Source organism: Variovorax sp. P1_H12_2, assembly GCF_056405335.1.
The window spans coordinates 1-20,832 of the sequence record NZ_JBFUCI010000059.1; the positions used below are offsets into that span (position 1 = coordinate 1).

Here is a 20,832-nt window from a genome sequence, read left to right on the forward strand (position 1 = left end):
TGTTGCTCGCCCCCAGGTTGCCCGGCACTTCGTGTCCGGGCGCCCACCCCCTRCCGGGGGCGCAGTCAGCGGCCCGGCAAAGCCGGTTCCGCGACTGCCCACCAACGGGCGCGCTGCGCGCAGCCGAAGGAAAAGTGCGGCGCCGTCTCTTTTACCGGCCGGCGCTTMGGGGGGTCATCCCCTCGGGGCGCAGGCCCGGCACAACATGAACGCGAGGCGCTGCAGGGCCTGCCAGCCATTGGCCGGCCAGTCGGGCTGTTTCAGCCCTTTCACGATGCCATCGACCAGGTGCGCGGCGCGCAGCATGCGCGCCAGTGCCCGATCGTCCAGCCGCGGCAGCACCCGCTCGAAGGCACGCTCGCGCGGCCCCCAGATGCGGTTCTCGCGCAGCGCCATGGGCAGCGGCCGGCCGGCCGCCATCGCGTCCTTCACGCGCTTCAGAGCCCGGATGTCCTCGGCCAGCGTGTAGTGCACCAGCACCTCGGCCTCGCCCTCGGCCTGCAGGCCCTCGAGCATGCGCGCCACGCGCTGCGGGTTGCCGGCCAGCACGGCGTCCGACAGCTTGAAGACGTCGTAGCGCGCGACGTTGTTGACCGCGCCCTCGACCTGCTCCCAGCCGAGCTCGCCCTCGGGGTGCAGCAGCGCGAGCTTCTGGATCTCCTGGTGCGCGGCCAGCAGGTTGCCCTCGACCCGGTCGGCGAAGAACTGCAGCGTGCGCTGGCCCTCCTCGCCGGCTTTCACGCGCTGGCCCTGCAGCGCGAGCCGCTGCGCGATCCATTGGGGCAGCGCGGCGCGTTCGATGGTCTCGATCTGCAGGCTGACGCCGTGGTTCTCGAGCGCCGCGAACCAGGCGGCGCTGCGGGTCGCCTTGTCCAGCCGCGGCAGCAGCACCAGCGTGAGGGTGCTGTCGTTGCCGGGCGCGGCCTCGGCGATCTGCTGCAGCGCGGCGCTGCCGTCCTTGCCGGGCTTGCCCGAGGGGATGCGGATCTCGACGATCTGGCGGTCGGCGAACAGGCTCAGCGAGCCGCCCGCCGCGAGCACCGCGCTCCAGTCGAAGTGCGCGCCGGCCACGGTGTACGAACTGCGCTCCGTATAGCCCTGAGTGCGCGCTGCGGCGCGGATCGCATCGGCCGCCTCCTGCGCCAGCAGCGGCTCGTCGCCATGGATGACGTAGAGCGGCGCCACTCGCTTAGCGAGGTGGGTGGAGAGTTGCGAAGGATTCAGCTGCATGGCAACAAGGCGTGAGCGCATGCCGGCCGGCGCAGCCAGGCCCGTTGGCGAAACACCGCGGAACCGGCTTCGCCGGGCCGCTGGTGTTGCCCCCGGCAGGGGGTGGGCGCCCGGACACGAAGTGCCGGGCAACCTGGGGGCGAGCTCATTTGATCGCGGCCAAGCGGCGCAGCACCTGCTGGGCGATGTCGTTCTGCATGTCGCGGAACAGAAGCTCGGCCTCGCCTTCCTTGGCGAGTGCAGCCGTCTCGTTGTAGGTGATGTCGCGCGACTGCTGGATCTCGGTCGGTCCGAGCAGTTCCTTGCCGCCCCGGCCCCGCACCTTGAAGCGCAGGGACAAGATCAGCTGCAGTTCGCGCACCTGGCCGTCGGGCGTGGTCGAAAGCACGATGTTGTTGCGGCTTTCGCCGAGGAGCTCCAGCAGCGCGTCGGCCTTCTCGGCCTGGTCGGCGGGCAACACCTCCACCGTGCCGGCGGCCCTGAGCTGCCGCCGCAGGTAGTTCGAGAACGGGGACGTGCCCGTCACGGCGATGCTGTTGAAGGCAAACGTCGGCGCCTTGCGCAATTCGAAGCCGCAGCCCGCCAGCGCCAGCGCCGCCGCGACGGCCAGAAAGCCGCGCCGCGACGGCAGCGGCGCGCGTCCGATCGCCCGGCTCATAGCACCACGTTGACCAGCCGGCCCGGCACCACGATCACGCGCTTGGCGTCCGCGCCCGCAGCGTGCTGCACGAAGGCCTCGCAGGCGAGCGCGATGGTCTCGATCTCCTGCTTGCTGGCGCTGGCCGGCACCCGCAGCGCGCCGCGCAGCTTGCCGTTGATCTGCAGCATCAGCTCGATCTCGTCCTGTGCGAGTGCGCCGACATCGACCATCGGCCAGGGGGCATCGAGCAGCCCGCCCTGGTCCTTGTCGTAGCCGAGCTCGTGCCAGAGCTGGTGCGTGATGTGCGGCGTCGCCGGGTAGAGGCAGCGCAGCAGGAGCCCGAAGCCCTCGCGCACCGCCGCGCGGTCGCCCGCACCGGCCGCCGCCGGCTTGAAGCCTTCCAGCGCATTGAGCAGTTTCATCGCGCCCGACACCACGGTGTTGTACTGCATGCGCTGGTAGTCGTAGTCGATCTGGCGCAGCACGGTGTGCAGTTCGCGCCGCAGGGCCTTGGCATCCTTGCCGTAGACCGGCGGCTGGGCCGCGCTGCCGGCATCGGCCGCCACGCCATGCTGCGCGACGCCGAAATTCCAGACCCGGCGCAGGAAGCGATAGCTGCCCTCGACCGCCGCGTCGTTCCACTCGAGGGTGGCCTCGGGCGGCGCGGTGAACATCGTGTAGAGCCGCGCCGTGTCGGCGCCGTACTTCTCGATCAGGTCCTGCGGATCGACGCCGTTGCGCTCGCTCTTGCCCATCTTGCCGACGCCGCCGTAGTCGACCTGCGTGCCGTCGGCCGTGGTGCCGCCGCTGATGCGGCCCTGGGCGTCGAGCACCGGCGTCACCTCGGAGGGCGGGAAGTAGTCCTTGCCGCCCTTTTCGTTGCGCTTGTAGAAGATGTGGTTGAGCACCATGCCCTGCGTCAGCAGCTTGCTGAAGGGCTCGTCGACCTTCACCAGGCCGAGGTCGCGCATCACCTTGGTCCAGAAGCGCGCGTAGAGCAGGTGCAGGATCGCGTGCTCGATGCCGCCGATGTACTGGTCCATCGGCATCCAGTACTTCGCGCCGTCGGCCACCATGGCCTCGTCGTTCGTCGGATCGCAGTAGCGCATGAAGTACCACGAGCTGTCGACGAAGGTGTCCATCGTGTCGGTCTCGCGTCGCGATGGCTTGCCGCAGACCGGGCACACGACGCCGGCATGGAAGCCTTCGTGCTTGGCCAGCGGATTGCCCGAGCCGTCGGGCACGCAGTCGGTCGGCAGGACTACCGGCAGGTCCTTCTCGGGCACCGGTACCGCGCCATGCTCCTCGCAATGGATGATCGGGATCGGCGTGCCCCAGTAGCGCTGGCGGCTCACGCCCCAGTCGCGCAGGCGCCAGGTGGTCTGCATCTCGCCCAGGCCCTTCTGTCCGAGCGCGTGGGCGACCGCCGTGACCGCCTCTGCGTAATGCATGCCGCTGAAGTTGTCGGAGTTGATGGTCACGCCGCGCTGCTTGTCGGCGTACCAGTCCTGCCAGCGGTGGTAGTTGAAGTGCGGCTCGTCGTCGACCAGCACGACCTGGATGATCTCGATGCCGTACTTGTTGGCGAAGGCGAAGTCGCGCTCGTCGTGCRCCGGCACGCCCATCACGGCGCCGTCGCCGTAGTTGATCAGCACGTAGTTGCCGACCCAGACCGGGATCGGCTCCTCGGTGATCGGATGGATCACGGTCAGGCCGGTGGGGACGCCCTTCTTCTCCTGCGTGGCGAGCTCGGCCTCGGTCGTGCCGCCGCCCTTGCACTCGGCGATGAAGGCCGCGACCGCGGGGTTCGACTTCGCGGCGTGCGCGGCCAGCGGATGCTCCGGCGCCACGGCGCAGAAGGTCACGCCCATGATGGTGTCGGCACGGGTCGTGAAGACGTACATGCGGCCGCCCTGGATCAGGTGGCCCTTGTCGTCCTTGATCCTGTGCGTGAAGGCGAAGCGCACGCCTTCGCTCTTGCCGATCCAGTTCTCCTGCATCAGCTTGACGCGCTCGGGCCAGCCCGGCAGCTTGTGCTGGGTGTGCTCGAGCAGTTCTTCGGCGTAGTCGCTGATCTTGAGGTAGTAGCCCGGGATCTCGCGGCGCTCCACGGTGGCACCGGTGCGCCAGCCCTTGCCGTCGATCACCTGCTCGTTGGCCAGCACGGTCTGGTCGACCGGGTCCCAGTTCACGACCTGCGTCTTGCGGTAGGCGATGCCCTTTTCGAGCATCTTGAGGAACAGCCACTGGTTCCACTTGTAGTAGCTCGGATCGCAGGTGGCGATCTCGCGGCTCCAGTCGATCGCCAGCCCCATGGCCTGCAGCTGGCCCTTCATGTAGGCGATGTTCTCCTGGGTCCACTTGGCCGGCGGCACGCCGTTCTTGAGCGCCGCGTTCTCGGCCGGCAGGCCGAAGGCGTCCCAGCCCATCGGCATCAGGACGTTGTAGCCGCTCATGCGCAGGTAGCGCGTGAGCATGTCGTTGATGGTGTAGTTGCGCACGTGGCCCATGTGCAGCTTGCCGCTGGGGTAGGGCAGCATCGAGCAGGCGTAGTACTTCTTCTTGCGCGCGTCCTCGGTCACGCGGTAGGCGTCGGCCGCATTCCAGTGGGCCTGGGCGGATGACTCGACGTCGGCGGGTTTGTAGCTGGGGTTCATTGRCACTCGGCAATCAGCCCGGCGCCAGGCGGCCGGGGGAAGGCGAATTATCGCGGGGTTCTGTTGCCCACCCCCGGGTTGGGCTCACTTCGTGTCGCCCGCCCACCTCCGACGGGGGGCGAGCGGCACGCTTCTCGCATGCCACAATGTTTCGGAACCCGAGAGGCAGGCATGGTCAATGACTGGTGGCGGGGCGCGGTGATCTACCAGATCTACCCGCGCAGCTTCATGGACAGCAACGGCGACGGCATCGGCGACCTGCCGGGCATCACCGCACGGCTCGATCACGTGGCCGATCTGGGGGCGGACGCGATCTGGATCTCGCCCTTCTTCCGGTCGCCGATGAAGGATTTCGGCTACGACGTGTCCGACTACCGGTCGGTCGACCCAATGTTCGGCACGCTGGACGACTTCGACGCCCTGCTGGCGCGGGCCCACGCACTCGGCCTCAAGCTGATCATCGACCAGGTGCTCTCCCACACCTCCGACCAGCACGCCTGGTTCACGGCCAGCCGCGCCAGCCGCACGAATCCGCAGGCCGACTGGTACGTCTGGGCCGACCCGAAGCCCGACGGCACGCCACCCAACAACTGGCTGTCGGTGTTCGGCGGCCCGGCCTGGCAGTGGGACTCGCGCCGGCGCCAGTACTACCTGCACAGCTTCCTGGCCGAGCAGCCCGACCTCAACTTCCACTGCCCGGCGGTGCAGGACGCGCTGCTCGACGAGGTGCGCTTCTGGTGCGAGCGCGGCGTCGACGGCTTCCGCTTCGATGCCTGCAACCACCAGTTCCACGATGCGCAATTGCGCGACAACCCGCCGGCCGGCGGCGGCGCCGTGAGCACGGTGCGCGCCGACAACCCCTATGCGATGCAGCAGCACCTGCACGACAAGAGCCAGCCCGAGAACCTGTTGTTCCTCGAGCGGCTGCGCCGCCTGCTCGACGGCTACGGCGCGGTCGCGCTGGGCGAGGTCGGCGACGAGAACGCGCCGCCCGTGATGGCCCGCTACACCGAGCGCGGCAAGCGGCTGCACCTGGCCTACAGCTTCAGCCTGCTGACCCGCGAGCACAGCGCGCGCCATCTGCGGGAGCAGGTCGAGGCGCTGGACAGCGCCCTGGCGGCCACCGACGGCTGGGGTTGCTGGGCGGTCTCGAACCACGACGTGCCGCGGGTCGCCAGCCGCTGGAACAGCAGCGGCTCGGCCGATACCCGGCGCGATCGGCTCTGGCTGGCGCTGCTGCTGTCACTGCGCGGCAGCGCCAGCATCTACCAGGGCGAGGAGCTCGGCCTGCCCGAGGCCGAGGTGCCGTTCGAACGGCTGCAGGACCCGTACGGGCTCGCCTTCTGGCCCGAATTCAAGGGCCGCGACGGTTGCCGCACCCCGATGCCGTGGCTGGCCGGCCAGGCCCATGCGGGTTTCACGGACGGCCAGCCCTGGCTGCCGGTGTCGGAGGCCCACCTGCCGCTGGCGATCGACCGCCAGGCCGGCGATCCGCGGTCGATGCTCGCCTTCAGCCGTGCGCTGCTGCGCTGGCGCCGCGGCCAGCCGCTGCTGCACAGCGGCGCCATGACCTTCCTCGACGCGCCGGAGCCGCTGCTGTGGTTCGAGCGCCGCGAGGGCGACCGGGCGCTGCAGGCGGTGTTCAACCTCTCGGCCGAACCAGCTGTGCTGGCGCTGCGCCAGCCGCTCGCGGCGCCGGCCGGGTCGCCGTTCGACGGCGCGCAGCTCGATGGGCGCACACTCTCGTTGCCACCATTCGGCGTCTTCTTCGGAGAGCCACGCGATGCTGCCTGAAGCCGAGGTCCGTGCCCTGATGCGAGCCGAGCACGGCGATCCCTTCGCCGTGCTCGGCCCGCACCAGGACGGCGAGGGCCTGTGGGTGCGGGCGCTGCTGCCGGGCGCGCAGGCCGTGGCCGTGCTGCATTCGGGCTCGGGCTGGCCGCTGGCCCAACTCGACCGCCAGGGCGACAGCGACCTGTTCGCGGCCCTGGTGCCGGCCTCGCAGGCCCGGCTCGGCTACCGCCTCGAGGTCGACTGGGGCTCGCACGGCTCGCTGCTCGAGGATCCCTACCGCTTCCCGCCGGTGCTCGGCGCCACCGATGTCTGGCTGCTGGCCGAGGGCACGCACCTGCGGCCCTTCGAACAGCTCGGCGCGCACCTGCGCGAGATCGAGGGCGTGCGCGGCGTCGCTTTCGCGGTCTGGGCGCCGAACGCGCGCCGGGTCTCGGTGGTCGGCGACTTCAACCAGTGGGACGGCCGGCGCCACATGATGCGGCTGCGCCGCGAGTGCGGCGTCTGGGAGATCTTCGCGCCCCAGCTGGCACCGGGCGACGCCTACGAGTTCGAGATCCTGTCGGCCCAGGGCCAGGTGCTGCGCAAGACCGACCCCTTCGGCTTCTCGGCCCGCCTGCGGCCCGATACCGCCTGTGTCGTCCAACCGCTGCCGGCGCCGGTGCCGCTCCCGCCCGGGCGCGCCGCAGCCAATGCGCGCGACGCGCCGCTCAGCATCTACGAGGTTCACCTGGGCTCGTGGCGGCGCAAGAACGGCCATGAGTGGCTCGACTACCGCGAACTGGCGGCGACGCTGGTGCCCTATGCGCGCGACATGGGCTTCACCCACATCGAGCTGCTGCCGATCAGCGAGCATCCGTTCGACGGCTCCTGGGGCTACCAGCCGATCGGGCTCTACGCGCCGACCTCGCGCTTCGGCACGCCGGGGGACTTCCGCGCCTTCGTCGAGGCCGCGCATGCGGCCGGGCTGGGCGTGATCCTCGACTGGGTGCCGGCGCACTTCCCGACCGATGCGCACGGCCTCGCGGGCTTCGACGGCACCGCGCTCTACGAATACGCCGACCCGCGCGAGGGCTTCCACAACGACTGGCAGACGCTGATCTTCAACTACGCCCGGGTCGAGGTGCGCAACTACCTGGTCGGCAATGCGCTCTACTGGCTCGAGCGCTACGGCATCGACGGCCTGCGGGTCGACGCGGTGGCCTCGATGCTCTACCGCGACTACAGCCGCAAGCCGGGCGAATGGGTGCCCAACGCCGAAGGCGGGCGCGAGAACCTCGAGGCGATCGAGTTCCTGCGCCGCATGAACCGCGTGGTCGGCGTCGAGCGGCCCGGGGCCGTGACCATCGCCGAGGAGTCGACCAGCTTCCCCGGCGTCACGCGCCCGCCGGAGCACGGCGGCCTCGGCTTCCACTACAAATGGAACATGGGCTGGATGAACGACACGCTGGCCTACACCGGCATCAACCCGATCTACCGCAAGCACCACCACCAGAAGATCACCTTCGGCCTGATGTACGCCCACAGCGAGAACTTCGTGCTGCCGCTGTCGCACGACGAGGTGGTGCACGGCAAGGGTTCGATGCTCGGGCGCATGCCGGGCGACAGCTGGCAGAAGTTCGCCGGGCTGCGCAACCTCTACGGCTACCTCTGGGCCTATCCCGGCAAGAAGCTGCTGTTCATGGGCGGCGAGTTCGCGCAGGACGCCGAATGGAACGCCGACCGCAGCCTGGACTGGCACCTGCTGGAGCAGGCGCCGCACCAGGGCGTGCGGCGGCTGGTGCGCGACCTCAACAACGTCTACCGCCACTACCCGGCGCTGCACGAACTCGACTGCGAGGCCGCCGGCTTCGAATGGATCTGCCACAGCGACGCCGAGCAGTCGGTGTTCTCCTTCGTCCGGCGGGCGCGCGACGGCAGCTTCGTGGTGGCGGCGTGCAACTTCACGCCGGTGCCGCGGATCGGCTACCGGCTCGGCCTGCCGGCGGCCGGCAGCTACCGGGAGATCATCAACACCGACCACCCCGTCTACGGCGGCAGCGGGGTGGGCAATGGCGTGATCGCGAGCGAACCGGTGGCCTGGCACGGGCAGGCGCAGTCGGCCGAGATGTCGCTGCCGCCGCTGGCGACCGTGATGTGGGTCCTGGCGTGAGCGACGGCGCCCCCTACCCCCTGGGCGCCACCCCGGGCCCCGACGGCGTCAACTTCGCGCTGGCCGCCCCCAACGCCACCGCGGTCGAGCTCTGCCTCTTCGACACCACGGGCGCGCACGAGCAGCAGCGCCTCGCGCTGGGCAGCCGCACCGACGGCGTCTGGCACATGCGCCTGGCCGGCGCCCGCCCGGGCCTGGTCTACGGCTGGCGCGTCCACGGCCCGTGGTCGCCGCACGAGGGCCAGCGCTTCAACCCGGCCAAGCTGCTGCTCGACCCCTATGCCCGCGAGGTGGTTGGCCGCTATGGCGGCGAAGACCTGTTTCTCGGGCACGACCCCGCGCAGCCGGCGCAGCGCGACCGCCGCGACAACGCCGCCGTCGCGCTCAAGGCCCGCGTCACTGCGCCGCTGCCGCCGTCGGGGCCCGCGCGGCGGCCCCGCGTTGCCGCGGGCGACCGCGTGCTCTACGAGCTGCACGTCCGCGGCCAGACCCGGCGCCACCCCGAGGTGCCCGCCGCCCTGCGCGGCAGCTATGCCGGCCTGGCCGAACCGGCCGTGCTGGACCACCTCCAGCGGCTCGGCGTCACCACGCTGAACCTGATGCCGGTGCAGCACCGGGCCGACGAGTCGCGGCTCCTCGCACAGGGCCTCAGCAACTGCTGGGGCTACAGCCCGATCGGCTGGTCGGCGCCCGAGACACGCTACTGGAGCGGGCGCCCCGGCACCACACCCTCGACCGAATTCCGCGCCATGGCCGATGCGATCCACGCCCGCGGCCTGGAACTGGTGATCGACATGGTCTTCAACCACAGCGGGGAAACCGACGAACTCGGACCGACGCTGAGCCTGCGCGGCATCGACAACGCGCTCTACTACCACCTGCGGCCGGACGACCGCGGGCAATACGAGAACTGGACCGGCTGCGGCAACTGCCTGAACCTCGCCGAGCCACGGGTGGTGCAGCTGGTGATGGACAGCCTGCGCCACTGGGTCACCGAGCTCGGGGTCGACGGTTTCCGTTTCGACCTGGCGCCGGTCCTGGCGCGCCGCGGCGGCGGCGAGTTCGACCCGCGGGCGCCGCTGCTGGCCAGCATCGCGCAGGACCCCGAGCKGGCGCGCGCGCTGCTGATCGCCGAACCCTGGGACATCGGTCCGGACGGCTACCGGCTCGGCCAGTTCCCGCCCGGCTGGCTCGAATGGAACGACCGCTTTCGCGACACCCAGCGCGGCTTCTGGCTGCATCGCAGCGCGCGCCTCGGCGAGTTCGCCCGGCGCTTCACCGGCTCGAGCGACGCATTCGCGCGCCATGACCGAAGCCCGACCGCCAGCGTCAACTTCGTCACCGCCCACGACGGCTTCACGCTGCGCGACCTGCTCAGCTACAACGAGCGCCACAACCTCGCCAACGGCGAGGGCAACCGCGACGGCCACGGCCACAACCTGAGCCGCAACTGCGGCGTCGAGGGCGAGACCGACGACCCGGCGGTGCAGGCCGAGCGGCATCGGCTGCAGCGCGTGCTGCTGGCGGCGCTGCTGCTCGCGCAGGGCACGCCGATGCTGCTGGCCGGCGACGAACTCGACCACACGCAGCGCGGCAACAACAACGCCTACTGCCAGGACAACGAGACCACCTGGCTGGACTGGAGCCACGCCGACGGCGGCCTGGCCGCCTTCGTCGGCCGGGTGCTGGCGCTGCGCCGCGAAGCCGAGCCGCTGCGCAGCACGCGCTGGTGGCCGGCCGTCCCCGAGCCGGGCGCCACCGCGCTGCGCTGGCTGGCGCCCGAAGGCCATGCGATGACTGCCGTCGACTGGGAGCGCGGCGACCGGCATGCGCTGGCGATCCTGTTCGAGGCCGCGACAGCGGCTGCGAGCTGGCTGGTGCTGGTCAATGCCGAAGAGATCGAAGTCGATTTCAGGCTGCCGCCCGGACGCTGGCGGTGCCGGCTGGCGAGCGATTCGAAGGACGGCGCCCCACCCGCCCCGCCGCTCGGCGACACGCAGCGACTGCCGCCCGGCAGCCTCTGGGTGGCGAAAAACAGCGCCGCGGGATCAGCGCCGGAGTGCTAGGCTGGATTCACCGGAAGAAAACCAACGGAGGCTCAAGATGGCGGACACCTCGCAACCGACCCTGCAGGCCCATCAACTCGTGCGCCGCACCATCGCCCTGGTGCTGGCGGGCGGACGCGGCTCCCGGCTCAAGCAGCTCACCGACCGCCGCGCCAAACCGGCGGTCTATTTCGGCGGCAAGTTCCGCATCATCGATTTCGCGCTCTCCAACTGCCTCAACTCGGGCATCCGGCGCATGGCGGTCGTGACGCAATACAAATCGCATTCGCTGATGCGCCACCTGCAGCGCGGCTGGAGCTTCCTGCGCGCCGAGCTCAACGAGATGGTCGACGTGCTGCCGGCCCAGCAGCGGGTCGGCGACGAGCACTGGTACCGCGGCACGGCCGATGCCGTCTACCAGAACCTCGACATCATCCAGACCCGTTCGACGCCGCACGACTATGTGGTGGTGCTGGCCGGCGACCATGTCTACAAGATGGACTACTCGATCATGCTGACCGACCACGTGGCCAGCGGCCGCGGCTGCACGGTCGGCTGCATCGAGGTGCCGCGAATGGAGGCCACGGCCTTCGGCGTGATGGCGATCGACGACGAGCGCCAGATCACCGCCTTCCTCGAAAAGCCCGCCGATCCGCCGGCCATGCCCGGGAATCCCGACATCGCGCTGGCCAGCATGGGCATCTACGTCTTCGACTCCGAGTACCTCTACCGGCTGCTCGAGGAGGACAGCGCCAACCCCCACTCCAGCCACGATTTCGGCAAGGACATCATCCCGCGCGCGGTGGCCGAAGGCCGCGCGCTGGCGCATCCCTTCGCCATGTCCTGCGTGACCCGGGCCCGCCGCGGCGGCGGAGACGCCCACGCCTACTGGCGCGACGTGGGCACGATTGATGCATTCTGGGCAGCCAACCTGGACCTGGCCTCGATCACCCCGGAACTCGACATCTATGACACCGACTGGCCCATCTGGACCTACCAGCGGCAGCTGCCGCCGGCCAAGTTCGTGCTCGACCGCGACGGCAAGCACGGCATGACGGTCAACACCATCGTCTCGGGCGGCTGCATCGTGTCGGGCTCCAAGGTCAGCAGCTCCGTGCTGTTCTCGGGCGTGCGGGTGCATTCCTTCTGCGAGATCAACGAGGCGGTGCTGCTGCCGGACGTGGAGATCGGCCGCGGCTGCCGGCTCCACCGGGTGGTGATCGACCGCGCCTGCGTGCTTCCCGAGGAGATGGTAATCGGCGAGGATCCGGCGGCCGACGCCGCGCGCTTCGAGCGTACCGAGGGCGGCGTGGTCCTCGTGACGCGCGAGATGCTCAAGCGCCTGCAATGAAGCTCGCGCGCATCGAACAAGGGCATGAATGAAGATCCTCCAGGTCAGCGCCGAACTCTTTCCCCTGCTCAAGACCGGCGGGCTGGCCGACATCGCGGGCGCGATGCCGCTGGCACTGAAGGCGGCCGGCCAGGACGCGCGGGTGCTGCTGCCGGGCTTTCCGGCGATCGTGGCCGGCATTGCCGACGCGGCGCCGGTGGCCGGGTTCACGGCGCCCTGGGGCGAGCCCGCGCGGCTGCTGCTCGGCCGCATCGCGACCCCCGGCGCACCGGATCTCCCCGCCTACCTGATCGACGCGCCGTCGCTCTACGACCGCCCGGGCAATCCCTATGAGGACCCGCGCCACCAGCCCTACGGCGACAACCACCGGCGCTTCGCGCTGCTGGGCTGGGTCGCCGCGCAGCTCGCGCACGGGCTCGACGCCGCCTGGCGGCCCGAGATCGTGCATGCGCACGACTGGCACGCCGCACTGGCGCCGGCCTACATGGCCTTCGCGCCGCCCACCGGCGGCCCGCGCGTCGGCAGCGTGTTCACGGTCCACAACCTGGCCTACCAGGGACTGTTCGCGGCCTCCCATTTCGCCGAACTCGGCCTGCCGGCCGCGGCCTTCTCGATCGACGGGCTCGAATACCACGGCCAGCTCTCGTTCATGAAAGGCGGCCTGTGCTTCGCCGATCGCCTGACGACCGTGAGCCCGACCTACGCCCGCGAGATCCAGACCCCCGCGCAGGGCTGCGGGCTCGACGGCCTGCTGCGCAGCCGCTCCGGCGTGCTGTCCGGCATCCTCAACGCCGTCGACGACCAGGTCTGGAACCCGGCCACGGACGCCCTGATCCCGCACCGCTACGACCTGCTGCGGCCGGCCGGCAAGGCCCGTTGCAAGGCGGCGCTGCAGGACGAACTGGGCCTGGCGCCGCTGGCCGACGCGCCGCTGTTCGTGGTGGTGAGCCGGTTGACCGAGCAGAAGGGCCTGCACCTGGTGCTCGGCGGCCTCGACGCGCTGCTGGCGCAGGGCGGCCAGCTGGCCTTGCTCGGCAGCGGCGACGCCTGGCTGGAGGCGGCCTTCCGCGAGCGCGCGGCGGCCGCGCCGCGGTCGGTCAGCGTCTCCCTGGGCTACGACGAGGCGCTGGCGCACCGCCTGTTCGGCGCCGGCGACGTCACGCTGGTGCCCTCGTTGTTCGAGCCCTGCGGCCTGACCCAGATGTACGGCCTCAAGTACGGCAGCCTGCCGCTGGTGCACCGGGTCGGCGGACTGGCCGACACGGTGGTCGACGCCACGCTGGAGGACATGGCCGACGGCCGGGCCACCGGCTTCTCGTTCGAGGACTTCGACGCCGACAGCTACGCCCGCGCGGTCCGCCGCGCCTTCGCGCTCTACCGGCGCCCGTCCGACTGGCGCGCGGTGCGCACCAGCGCGATGGGCCGCCCGGCCGACTGGGGCAGCGCCGCCGCGCGCTACCTCGCCGTCTACGCCGAAACCCTGGCCTGATGCCGCTCCACCCACGCCCCACCCTCCCATGACCCTCGAAGACTTCAAGTACGACCATCCCGATCGCGACGTCGCGGCCTTCAAGCGCGCGGTCGCCAACAAGCTGATCTATGCAGTCGGCAAGGACCCGGTCGCGGCCAGCCTCGACGACTGGCTGCACGCGACCGCGCTGGCGGTGCGCGACCAGGTGGTGGAGCGCTGGATGGCGACCACCCGCGCGATCTACGCGCAGCGGCTCAAGCGCGTCTACTACCTGTCGATGGAATTCCTGATCGGTCGCACCTTCACCAACGCGCTGCTGGCGCTGGAGCTGCAGGACACCGTCAAACAGGCGCTGGCCGACTTCGGCGTCGACATCGAGGCGCTGGCCGAGCGCGAGCCCGACGCCGCCCTGGGCAACGGCGGCCTCGGCCGGCTCGCGGCCTGCTTCCTCGACTCGATGGCCACGCTCGGCGTGCCGGGCCTGGGCTACGGCATCCGCTACGAGTACGGCATGTTCCGCCAGCGCATCGTCGACGGCCAGCAGGTGGAGACGCCCGACTACTGGCTCACGCGCGGCAACCCGTGGGAGTTCCAGCGACCCGAAGTCACCTACCGCGTGCGCTTCGGCGGCCACGTGCAGCGGCGCGACGGCAAGGGTGCGCTCTATGGCGCCGCCAACTGGATCGACACCCACGACGTGCTGGCGGTGGCCTACGACACCATCATCCCGGGCTATGGCACCCAGGCCACCAACACGCTGCGCCTGTGGTCGGCGCGGGCCACCGAGGAGATCGACCTGTCGGCCTTCAACCGCGGCAACTACATGGAAGCGGTGGAGAGCAAGAACCACTCGGAGAACGTCTCGCGCGTGCTCTACCCGGACGACTCCACGCCCTCGGGCCGCGAGCTGCGGCTGCACCAGGAGTACTTCTTCGTCAGCGCCAGCGTGCAGGACCTGCTGCGCCGCTACCTGCGCAACCACACCGGCTTCGACGAACTGCCCGAGCAGGTCAGCATCCACCTCAACGACACCCATCCGGTGCTGGCCGTGCCCGAGCTGATGCGCCTGCTGATCGACGAGCACGGCCTGCCCTGGGACACCGCCTGGGCCCACACGCAGAAGGTCTTCAGCTACACCAACCACACGCTGATGCACGAGGCGCTCGAGACCTGGCCGGTCGAGATGTTCGGGCGCATCCTGCCGCGCCACCTGCAGATCCTGTTCGACATGAACGCGCGCTTTCTCGCCGGCGTGACCCAGGCGCACGGGCACGACGTCGAGCTGCTGCGGCGGCTCTCGCTGATCGACGAATCGGGCGAGCGGCGGGTGCGCATGGCCTACGTGGCGGTGCTCGCCAGCCACTCGGTCAACGGCGTCTCGGGGCTGCATTCGGAGCTCATGAAGCAATCGATCTTTGCCGACTTCAACAAGCTCTTTCCCGAGCGCTTCAACAACAAGACCAACGGCGTGACGCCTCGCCGCTGGCTGGCGCAGGCCAATCCGCCACTGGCCAGCCTGCTCGACACGCGCATCGGCCCCGGGTGGCGGCGCGATCTCACGCAGCTCGAAGCGCTGCGGCCGATGGCGCAGCAGCCGGCCTTCGTGCGCGCCTTCCGCCACGCCAAGCGCGAGAACAAGCTGCGGCTGGCCAACTGGATCGGCGAGCACCTGCGCATCGACGTCGACGCCGACGCGCTGTTCGACGTCCAGGTCAAGCGCATGCACGAGTACAAGCGCCAGTTGCTCAACGTGCTGCACGTGGTGACGCGCTACCACCGCATCCTCGCGGCGCCGGATGCGGGCCACGTACCGCGCGTGGTGGTGTTCGCCGGCAAGGCGGCCTCGGCCTACCAGATGGCCAAGCTGGTGATCCGGTTGATCAACGACGTGGCCAAGGTGATCAACGGCGACGAACGCGTCGGCAAGCTGCTGAAAGTGGTGTTCGTGCCGAACTACAGCGTGAGCCTGGCCGAGATGATCATGCCGGCGGCCGACCTGTCGGAACAGATCTCCACCGCCGGCACCGAGGCCTCGGGCACCGGCAACATGAAGTTCGCGCTCAACGGCGCGCTGACCATCGGCACGCTCGACGGCGCCAACGTCGAGATGCGCGAGGCGGTCGGACCGGAAAACTTCTTCATCTTCGGCAACACCACGCCCGAGGTCGCCGACATCCGCGCCAGCGGCTACCAGCCGCAGCAGTTCTACGAGGCCGACCCGGAACTGCAGCGCACCCTCGACAGCATCCGCGACGGCCTGTTCTCGCCCGGCGAGCCGTCGCGCTACCAGCAGATCTTCGACGCCCTGGTGAGCTGGGGCGATCACTACCTGCTGCTGGCCGACTATGCGGGCTATGTCGCCGCGCAGGACCAGGTCGATGCGCTGTACCGCGACGCCGATGCCTGGACACGGATGGCGATCCTCAATGTGGCGGGCATGGGCGCCTTCTCGTCGGACCGCACGATCGCGCAGTACGCCCACGAAATATGGCGCACCCGGCCGGTGGCCTTGGGCTGAACCGGCCTACCTTTTGGGCGTTTCGGTGACGAACCCGATGCGATTCAGGCCGGCCTTGTTCGCGATGCCCATCAGCTCGACCACCTTGCCGTAGGGCACGGTCTGGTCGGCGCGCAGCTGGACCTCGGTGTCGCGGCTGTCGGCGGCGGCCTTCGACAGGGCGGCGGCGAGTTCGTCGTTCGTGACCGGCTGGTCGTTCAAGTAGACCTTGCCCGCCGCATCGACCACGAGGCTGACGAACCTGGACGTGTCGTTGGCCTGGCCGGCGTCGGTGCGCGGCAGGTCGAGCTTGATCGAGCTCGCCATCAGCGGCGCGGTGATGATGAAGATCACCAGCAGCACCAGCATCACGTCGACCAGCGGCGTGACGTTGATGTCGGACAGCGGACGCTGGCCGCCGGCGCCGGTCGAGCGCCCTCCGCTGGCGGTGCTTCCGAGCGAGGTGCGACCGAAGGCCATGCCGGGCTCCGGCGCTACGCAGGCATCGGCCGCGCCGGCGGCAGCGGCGCCTCGCGCGGTGCGGGCTCGCCGAGCATGCCGAGCAGGTCGTGGGCGAAGCCCTCGAGTTCGGCCTCGATGCGGCCGACCACGCGGCCGAAGACGTTGTAGGCCAGCACGGCGGGAATGGCGACCGCCAGTCCGAAGGCGGTCATGATCAGCGCCTCGCCGACCGGGCCGGCGACCTTGTCGATGGTGAAACCGCCCGTTTCGGCCGCGATCCCCACCAGCGCGCCGTAGATGCCCCAGACCGTGCCGAGCAGCCCGACGAAGGGGGCGGTGGCGCCGACCGTGGCCAGCAGGATCTGGCCGGCCTGCAGCCGCCGCAGCGCCGCATGGAGCGCGTCGCGCAGCACCCGCGTGAGACGCTGCCTGCGGTCGACCTTGCCGCCCAGCGTGGAACCTTCGGCCTGCAGGGCCAGCTTGTTGACCGCACGCACCGCCGGCAGCACCAGCGCGGCGCGATCGAAGGGCTGCAGGCGCGCTTCCGCATCCTGGAGCGAGGCCGACTGCCAGAAGGCCGCGATGCCGCGCACCACGTCGCGCGTACCGCCGCGCAGCAGCCAGGCTTTCCAGAGGATCACAACCCAACTCGACACCGACATGGCGAACAGCAGGGCCGCGACCGAGCGACTGACGCCGTCGCCGTGCGTGAGCAGCGCCAGGACGCTCATTTCGAGGGCGTCAGCGCAGGCCCAGCACGTCGAACATGTCGAACAGGCCGGCTTGCTGCCCGGCCAGGAAGCGCACTGCGCGCAGGCTGCCCTGCGCGTAGGTCACGCGGCTGGCCGACTTGTGGGTGATCTCGATGCGCTCGCCGGTGCCGGCAAAGAGCACCGTGTGGTCGCCCACGATGTCGCCGCCGCGGATGGCGGAGAAACCGATGGTCGACGGGTCGCGCTCGCCGGTGATGCCTTCGCGGGCAAAGACCGCGCATGCCTTGAGGTCGCGGCCCAGCGCGTCGGCGATCACTTCGCCCATCTTGAGCGCCGTGCCCGAGGGCGCATCGACCTTGTGGCGGTGGTGGGCCTCGATGATCTCGATGTCGTAGCCGGTGGACAGCGCCTTGGCCGCCATTTCGAGCAACTTGAAGGTGACGTTGACGCCGACGCTCATGTTGGGCGCCATCATGATCGCGATGTCGCGGGCGGCGTCGGCGATCTCGGCCTTCTGCGCATCGCTGAAGCCGGTGGTGCCGATCACCATCTGCACGCCGAGTTCACGGCAGACGGCCAGGTGCGCCAGGGTGCCTTCGGGCCGCGTGAAGTCGATCAGCACCTGCGCATCCGCCAGGCCCGTGCGCAGTTCGGACACGATCGGCACGCCGCTCGTGAAGCCGAGGAAGGCGGCCGCGTCGCGGCCGATCGCATCGCTGCCGGCGACATCGAGCGCGCCAGCCAGCCGGCAGTCCTGGGCCTCGCGCACGGCCTCGATCAGGATGTGGCCCATGCGTCCGGAAGCGCCCGCGATCGCTATGCGCCGCAGGGGGGGAGTAGGAACGGAGGAGTCGGTCACGCGTTTCAGCCTCTGGGAATGCGGGAAAACGGGAAAGAACGAGCGGGCCGGACGTTTCGGCCGGGGCGCCCGTTCAGCGCGTCGATTCGAGCGGCGGGTAGGCAGCCGGCAGCGGCGGCAGCGGCTGCGTCGCGGCGGCCGGTTCGCCGTCCACCGGTTTTTCCTTGGGCGGGTCGAATTTCTTGAGCTGGGCTTCGGTCGCCTCGAGCGCCGGCACCGAGCCGTGGCGCTTGCGGCTGTCGAGTTGGGCGACGAACTCTTCCTCGCTCGGCATCGGGTCGCCTTCGAAGCGCTCGAGCACCTCGCCGTTGAAATACAGGGTCAGGCGGCGCTGCTGGGCCTCGACGCCCTGGCGCCGGATCGTGAACACGTAATCCMAGCGATTGGAATGGAAAACGTCGGTCAGCAGCGAGGTACCCAGGACTTCGCGCACCTGCTGGCGCGACATGCCGGGCTTGAGCGCCGCGACCTGCTCCTTGGACACGAAATTGCCCTGGACCACCTCGACCTTGTAGGGTGTCACGGCGGTGAGGGCGCCGCGCGCACTGTCACCGACGCTGCTGCAGGCGCCGAGACCGAAGGTCACTGCGACGGCGCCAACGAGCAGCCAATGGCGGCGTTGTGGAATGGCAGGCATGGGGAAAGGGTTGGGCGATATGATCGAATCATTGTAGCGGCTGGCCCCCGGCGGGCCTCGCCCGCCAGGCCGGCGGAGGAACGACCCATGGGCAACATCGACGAATTGAAGAACACCGGCCTCAAGGCCACCCTGCCGCGCCTGAAGATCCTCGAGATCTTCCAGAACGGAAGCCAGCGCCACATGACGGCGGAAGACGTCTTCCGCGTGCTGCTGAACGACCATTCCGACATCGGCCTGGCCACCGTGTACCGCGTGCTGACGCAGTTCGAGCAGGCCGGCATCCTCGAGCGCAGCCACTTCGAGAGCGGCAAGGCGGTCTACGAACTCAACGAGGGCAAGCACCACGACCACCTGGTGTGCACCTCCTGCGGCAAGGTCGAAGAGTTCTACGACGCCGAGATCGAACGCCGCCAGCAGATGATCGCCAAGGACAAGGGCTGGATCCTGCAGGACCACGCAATGTCCCTCTACGGCCTCTGCGCCGCCTGCGTGAACAAGAGGTAACCCCCCAGGTTGCCCGGCACTTCGTGTCCGGGCGCCCACCCCCCTGCTGGGGGCGCAGTCAGCGGCCCGGCGGAGCCGGTTCCGCGACTGCCCACGAACAGGCGCGCTGCGCGCAGCCGAAGAACGAGCACAGCGTCTCTTTTTCTTTCCCCGGCCGGCGCAGCCAGGCCCGTTGGTGAAACACCGCGGAACCGGCTTCGCCGGGCCGCTGGTGTTGCCCCCGGTAGGGGGTGGGAGGGCTACACGAAGTGAGCCCGACCTGGGGGCGAGCTAGCTAATCATCCCTTGCGCTTTCCATGGCCTTGTGGTGGCGCGCCACGAAATCGGCATAGGTGTCGATGCCGCGCAGCTGCAGGATCGAGTTGCGCACCGCAGCCTCGACCAGCACCGCGATGTTGCGGCCGGCGACCACCTGGATGATCACCTTGCGCACCGGGATGCCCAGCACGTCCTGCGTCAGCGGCGCCGAAGGCATGCGCTCGTAGTCACGTTCGAAACTGTCGCGCCGCACCAGGTGCACGATCAGCTTGAGCCGCATCTTCCGGCGCACCGCGGTCTCGCCGAAGATCGCCCGGATGTCGAGCAAGCCGATGCCGCGCACTTCGAGCAGGTTCTGCAGCAGTTCGGGGCAGCGGCCTTCCAGCGTGGTCTGGTTGATGCGGTAGAGGTCGACCGCGTCGTCGGCCACCAGGCCGTTGCCGCGCGAGATCAGCTCCAGGCCGAGCTCGCTCTTGCCGAGCCCTGACTCGCCCGTGATCATCACGCCCAGGCCCAGGATGTCCATGAAGACGCCATGCATCGAGGTCCGCTCGGCGAAGTGCTTCGAAAGGTAAGCACGCAGCAGGTCGATCACGAAGGCCGAGGATTCGCGGGTGGCGAACAGCGGCAGCTGGGCCCGCTCGCAGATCGACAGCAGTTCGTCGGGCGCCACCTGGCCGTCGGCCAGCACCAGCATCGGCGGCTCCAGCGTGACGATGCGCGCGATGCGCCGTTCGCAATCCTGCGGCGTACCGCGCATCAGGTAGGCAACCTCGCGGGCGCCGAGGATCTGCACGCGGTAGGGATGGATGTAGTTGAGATAGCCGACCAGGTCGGCGGCCGACTGGGCCCGGCTGATGACGTCGGGGTCGAACTGCCGCTCCGAGGCCCCCAGGCCCGCGAGCCACTCCCAGCGCAGCGAGCCGCGGAACTCCTCGAACATCGCATCGGCGCTGATGACAGTCGGCTTCATCTCCGAAACCGCCCGCCGCCGATGCGCTTCAGGCCACCTGTGCGGATTGCCATCCGGCGATCAGGGCGTGCAGGGCCGCCGCATCCGTGCTCGACTTGATCTGCTCGCGCAGGCCAGCATCGCTGAGCAGTTCGGCGATTTCCGACAGTATCTCCAGATGCTTCTGGGTCGCAGCTTCCGGCACGAGCAGGAAGATGAGGAGCACCACGGGCTGTTCGTCCGGGGCATCGAAGCCGATCGCGTTGGCCRGCTGGAACACCGCGGCCATCGGCGACTTGAGGCCCTTGATGCGGCCGTGCGGAATGGCCACGCCGTGGCCGAGGCCGGTGGAGCCCAGGCGCTCGCGCGCAAACAGGCTGTCGGTAATCAGGGCACGCCCGAGACCGTGCAGGTTCTCGAACAGGAGCCCTGCTTCTTCGAAAGCACGCTTCTTGCTAGTGGCGTCGACGCTCACGAGCACTTGAGCGGGCGGCAGGATGGACGCGAGTCGGTTCATGTTGGGGCGGGGGCGATTATGCACCCACCCCACAAAAAGCAAAGGGCCGCCCAAAGGCGGCCCGCAAGAGTATTTGCCCGAACAGCGGAACTA

16 protein-coding genes are annotated in these 20,832 nt (G+C 69.7%); 7 read left to right on the forward strand and 9 right to left on the reverse strand.

Annotated elements, in window-relative coordinates; genetic code table 11:
- Positions 1 to 174 precede the first annotated feature (174 nt).
- The 3 genes from holA to leuS all read right to left on the reverse strand — a co-directional run bounded on the left by holA (position 175) and on the right by leuS (position 4,527).
- Positions 175 to 1,230 carry a DNA polymerase III subunit delta gene (holA, locus tag AC1D2K_RS08850; protein WP_478088001.1) on the reverse strand — a complete coding sequence of 352 codons (1,056 nt, stop codon included), beginning with the start codon at positions 1,228 to 1,230 and terminating at the stop codon, positions 175 to 177.
- A gap of 145 nt (positions 1,231 to 1,375) precedes the next feature.
- Positions 1,376 to 1,888 carry an LPS-assembly lipoprotein LptE gene (locus AC1D2K_RS08855; protein WP_478088003.1) on the reverse strand — a complete coding sequence of 171 codons (513 nt, stop codon included), beginning with the start codon at positions 1,886 to 1,888 and terminating at the stop codon, positions 1,376 to 1,378.
- Positions 1,885 to 4,527 (reverse strand): leucine--tRNA ligase, encoded by a 2,643-nt coding sequence (leuS, locus tag AC1D2K_RS08860; RefSeq protein WP_478088005.1) that lies wholly within the window; start codon positions 4,525 to 4,527, stop codon positions 1,885 to 1,887. The genes AC1D2K_RS08855 and leuS overlap by 4 nt, the downstream gene beginning before the upstream one ends.
- A gap of 171 nt (positions 4,528 to 4,698) precedes the next feature.
- On the opposite strand from leuS, the gene AC1D2K_RS08865 reads away from it, so the two are divergent.
- The 6 genes from AC1D2K_RS08865 to AC1D2K_RS08890 are packed head-to-tail and all read left to right on the forward strand — an operon-like array spanning position 4,699 to position 15,855.
- Entirely contained in the window at positions 4,699 to 6,321 is a 1,623-nt protein-coding gene (locus tag AC1D2K_RS08865) for an alpha-glucosidase (protein ID WP_478088007.1), read from the forward strand.
- Positions 6,311 to 8,470 carry a 1,4-alpha-glucan branching protein GlgB gene (gene glgB, locus AC1D2K_RS08870; protein WP_478088009.1) on the forward strand — a complete coding sequence of 720 codons (2,160 nt, stop codon included), beginning with the start codon at positions 6,311 to 6,313 and terminating at the stop codon, positions 8,468 to 8,470. Before AC1D2K_RS08865 ends, glgB begins: the two co-directional genes overlap by 11 nt.
- Positions 8,467 to 10,536, forward strand: a complete 2,070-nt coding sequence (glgX, locus tag AC1D2K_RS08875; RefSeq protein WP_478088011.1) for a glycogen debranching protein GlgX — start codon at positions 8,467 to 8,469, stop codon at positions 10,534 to 10,536. The genes glgB and glgX overlap by 4 nt, the downstream gene beginning before the upstream one ends.
- A 37-nt stretch (positions 10,537 to 10,573) precedes the next feature.
- Entirely contained in the window at positions 10,574 to 11,866 is a 1,293-nt protein-coding gene (glgC, locus tag AC1D2K_RS08880) for a glucose-1-phosphate adenylyltransferase (RefSeq protein WP_478088013.1), read from the forward strand.
- A 28-nt stretch (positions 11,867 to 11,894) separates the two neighbouring features.
- Positions 11,895 to 13,355 (forward strand): glycogen synthase GlgA, encoded by a 1,461-nt coding sequence (glgA, locus tag AC1D2K_RS08885; RefSeq protein ID WP_478088015.1) that lies wholly within the window; start codon positions 11,895 to 11,897, stop codon positions 13,353 to 13,355.
- Positions 13,356 to 13,383: 28 nt separating this feature from the next.
- Positions 13,384 to 15,855 carry a glycogen/starch/alpha-glucan phosphorylase gene (locus AC1D2K_RS08890; protein ID WP_478088017.1) on the forward strand — a complete coding sequence of 824 codons (2,472 nt, stop codon included), beginning with the start codon at positions 13,384 to 13,386 and terminating at the stop codon, positions 15,853 to 15,855.
- Positions 15,856 to 15,861: 6 nt separating this feature from the next.
- On the opposite strand, the gene AC1D2K_RS08895 is transcribed toward AC1D2K_RS08890, so the two are convergent.
- From AC1D2K_RS08895 to AC1D2K_RS08910, 4 genes are all read right to left on the reverse strand, one after another.
- Complete coding sequence (locus AC1D2K_RS08895) at positions 15,862 to 16,314, reverse strand: ExbD/TolR family protein (protein ID WP_478088019.1); 453 nt, start codon at positions 16,312 to 16,314, stop codon at positions 15,862 to 15,864.
- A gap of 14 nt (positions 16,315 to 16,328) precedes the next feature.
- A complete protein-coding gene (locus AC1D2K_RS08900) occupies positions 16,329 to 17,027 on the reverse strand; it encodes a MotA/TolQ/ExbB proton channel family protein (RefSeq protein WP_478088021.1) in 699 nt (232 codons plus the stop codon).
- Positions 17,028 to 17,037: 10 nt separating this feature from the next.
- Positions 17,038 to 17,838: a 4-hydroxy-tetrahydrodipicolinate reductase gene (gene dapB, locus AC1D2K_RS08905; RefSeq protein WP_478088033.1), complete on the reverse strand. Its 801-nt coding sequence runs from the start codon at positions 17,836 to 17,838 to the stop codon at positions 17,038 to 17,040.
- A gap of 103 nt (positions 17,839 to 17,941) precedes the next feature.
- On the reverse strand, positions 17,942 to 18,505 hold the full coding sequence (locus tag AC1D2K_RS08910; RefSeq protein WP_478088023.1) for an outer membrane protein assembly factor BamE: 564 nt from the start codon (positions 18,503 to 18,505) through the stop codon (positions 17,942 to 17,944).
- Between the two features lie 87 nt (positions 18,506 to 18,592).
- Here AC1D2K_RS08910 and fur point away from each other — a divergent pair, with 87 nt between their 5' ends.
- Positions 18,593 to 19,012 (forward strand): ferric iron uptake transcriptional regulator, encoded by a 420-nt coding sequence (fur, locus tag AC1D2K_RS08915; RefSeq protein WP_478088027.1) that lies wholly within the window; start codon positions 18,593 to 18,595, stop codon positions 19,010 to 19,012.
- A gap of 274 nt (positions 19,013 to 19,286) precedes the next feature.
- Here fur and hprK read toward each other — a convergent pair whose 3' ends face one another.
- Both hprK and AC1D2K_RS08925 read right to left on the reverse strand, forming a co-directional pair.
- Positions 19,287 to 20,243, reverse strand: a complete 957-nt coding sequence (gene hprK / locus AC1D2K_RS08920; RefSeq protein WP_478088029.1) for an HPr(Ser) kinase/phosphatase — start codon at positions 20,241 to 20,243, stop codon at positions 19,287 to 19,289.
- A 28-nt stretch (positions 20,244 to 20,271) separates the two neighbouring features.
- Positions 20,272 to 20,739, reverse strand: a complete 468-nt coding sequence (locus AC1D2K_RS08925; RefSeq protein ID WP_478088031.1) for a PTS sugar transporter subunit IIA — start codon at positions 20,737 to 20,739, stop codon at positions 20,272 to 20,274.
- Between the last annotated feature and the right edge of the window lie 93 nt (positions 20,740 to 20,832).

Bases quoted from the DNA above. Each gene is read 5' to 3' on its own strand.
- AC1D2K_RS08855 (WP_478088003.1), bottom strand. From the start codon at position 1,888: ATGAGCCGGGCGATCGGACGCGCGCCGCTGCCGTCGCGGCGCGGCTTT.
- glgA (WP_478088015.1), top strand. From the start codon at position 11,895: ATGAAGATCCTCCAGGTCAGCGCCGAACTCTTTCCCCTGCTCAAGACC.
- fur (WP_478088027.1), top strand. From the start codon at position 18,593: ATGGGCAACATCGACGAATTGAAGAACACCGGCCTCAAGGCCACCCTG.
- glgB (WP_478088009.1), top strand. From the start codon at position 6,311: ATGCTGCCTGAAGCCGAGGTCCGTGCCCTGATGCGAGCCGAGCACGGC.
- AC1D2K_RS08865 (WP_478088007.1), top strand. From the start codon at position 4,699: ATGGTCAATGACTGGTGGCGGGGCGCGGTGATCTACCAGATCTACCCG.
- holA (WP_478088001.1), bottom strand. From the start codon at position 1,230: ATGCAGCTGAATCCTTCGCAACTCTCCACCCACCTCGCTAAGCGAGTG.
- AC1D2K_RS08895 (WP_478088019.1), bottom strand. From the start codon at position 16,314: ATGGCCTTCGGTCGCACCTCGCTCGGAAGCACCGCCAGCGGAGGGCGC.
- glgC (WP_478088013.1), top strand. From the start codon at position 10,574: ATGGCGGACACCTCGCAACCGACCCTGCAGGCCCATCAACTCGTGCGC.
- AC1D2K_RS08890 (WP_478088017.1), top strand. From the start codon at position 13,384: ATGACCCTCGAAGACTTCAAGTACGACCATCCCGATCGCGACGTCGCG.
- AC1D2K_RS08900 (WP_478088021.1), bottom strand. From the start codon at position 17,027: ATGAGCGTCCTGGCGCTGCTCACGCACGGCGACGGCGTCAGTCGCTCG.
- hprK (WP_478088029.1), bottom strand. From the start codon at position 20,243: ATGAAGCCGACTGTCATCAGCGCCGATGCGATGTTCGAGGAGTTCCGC.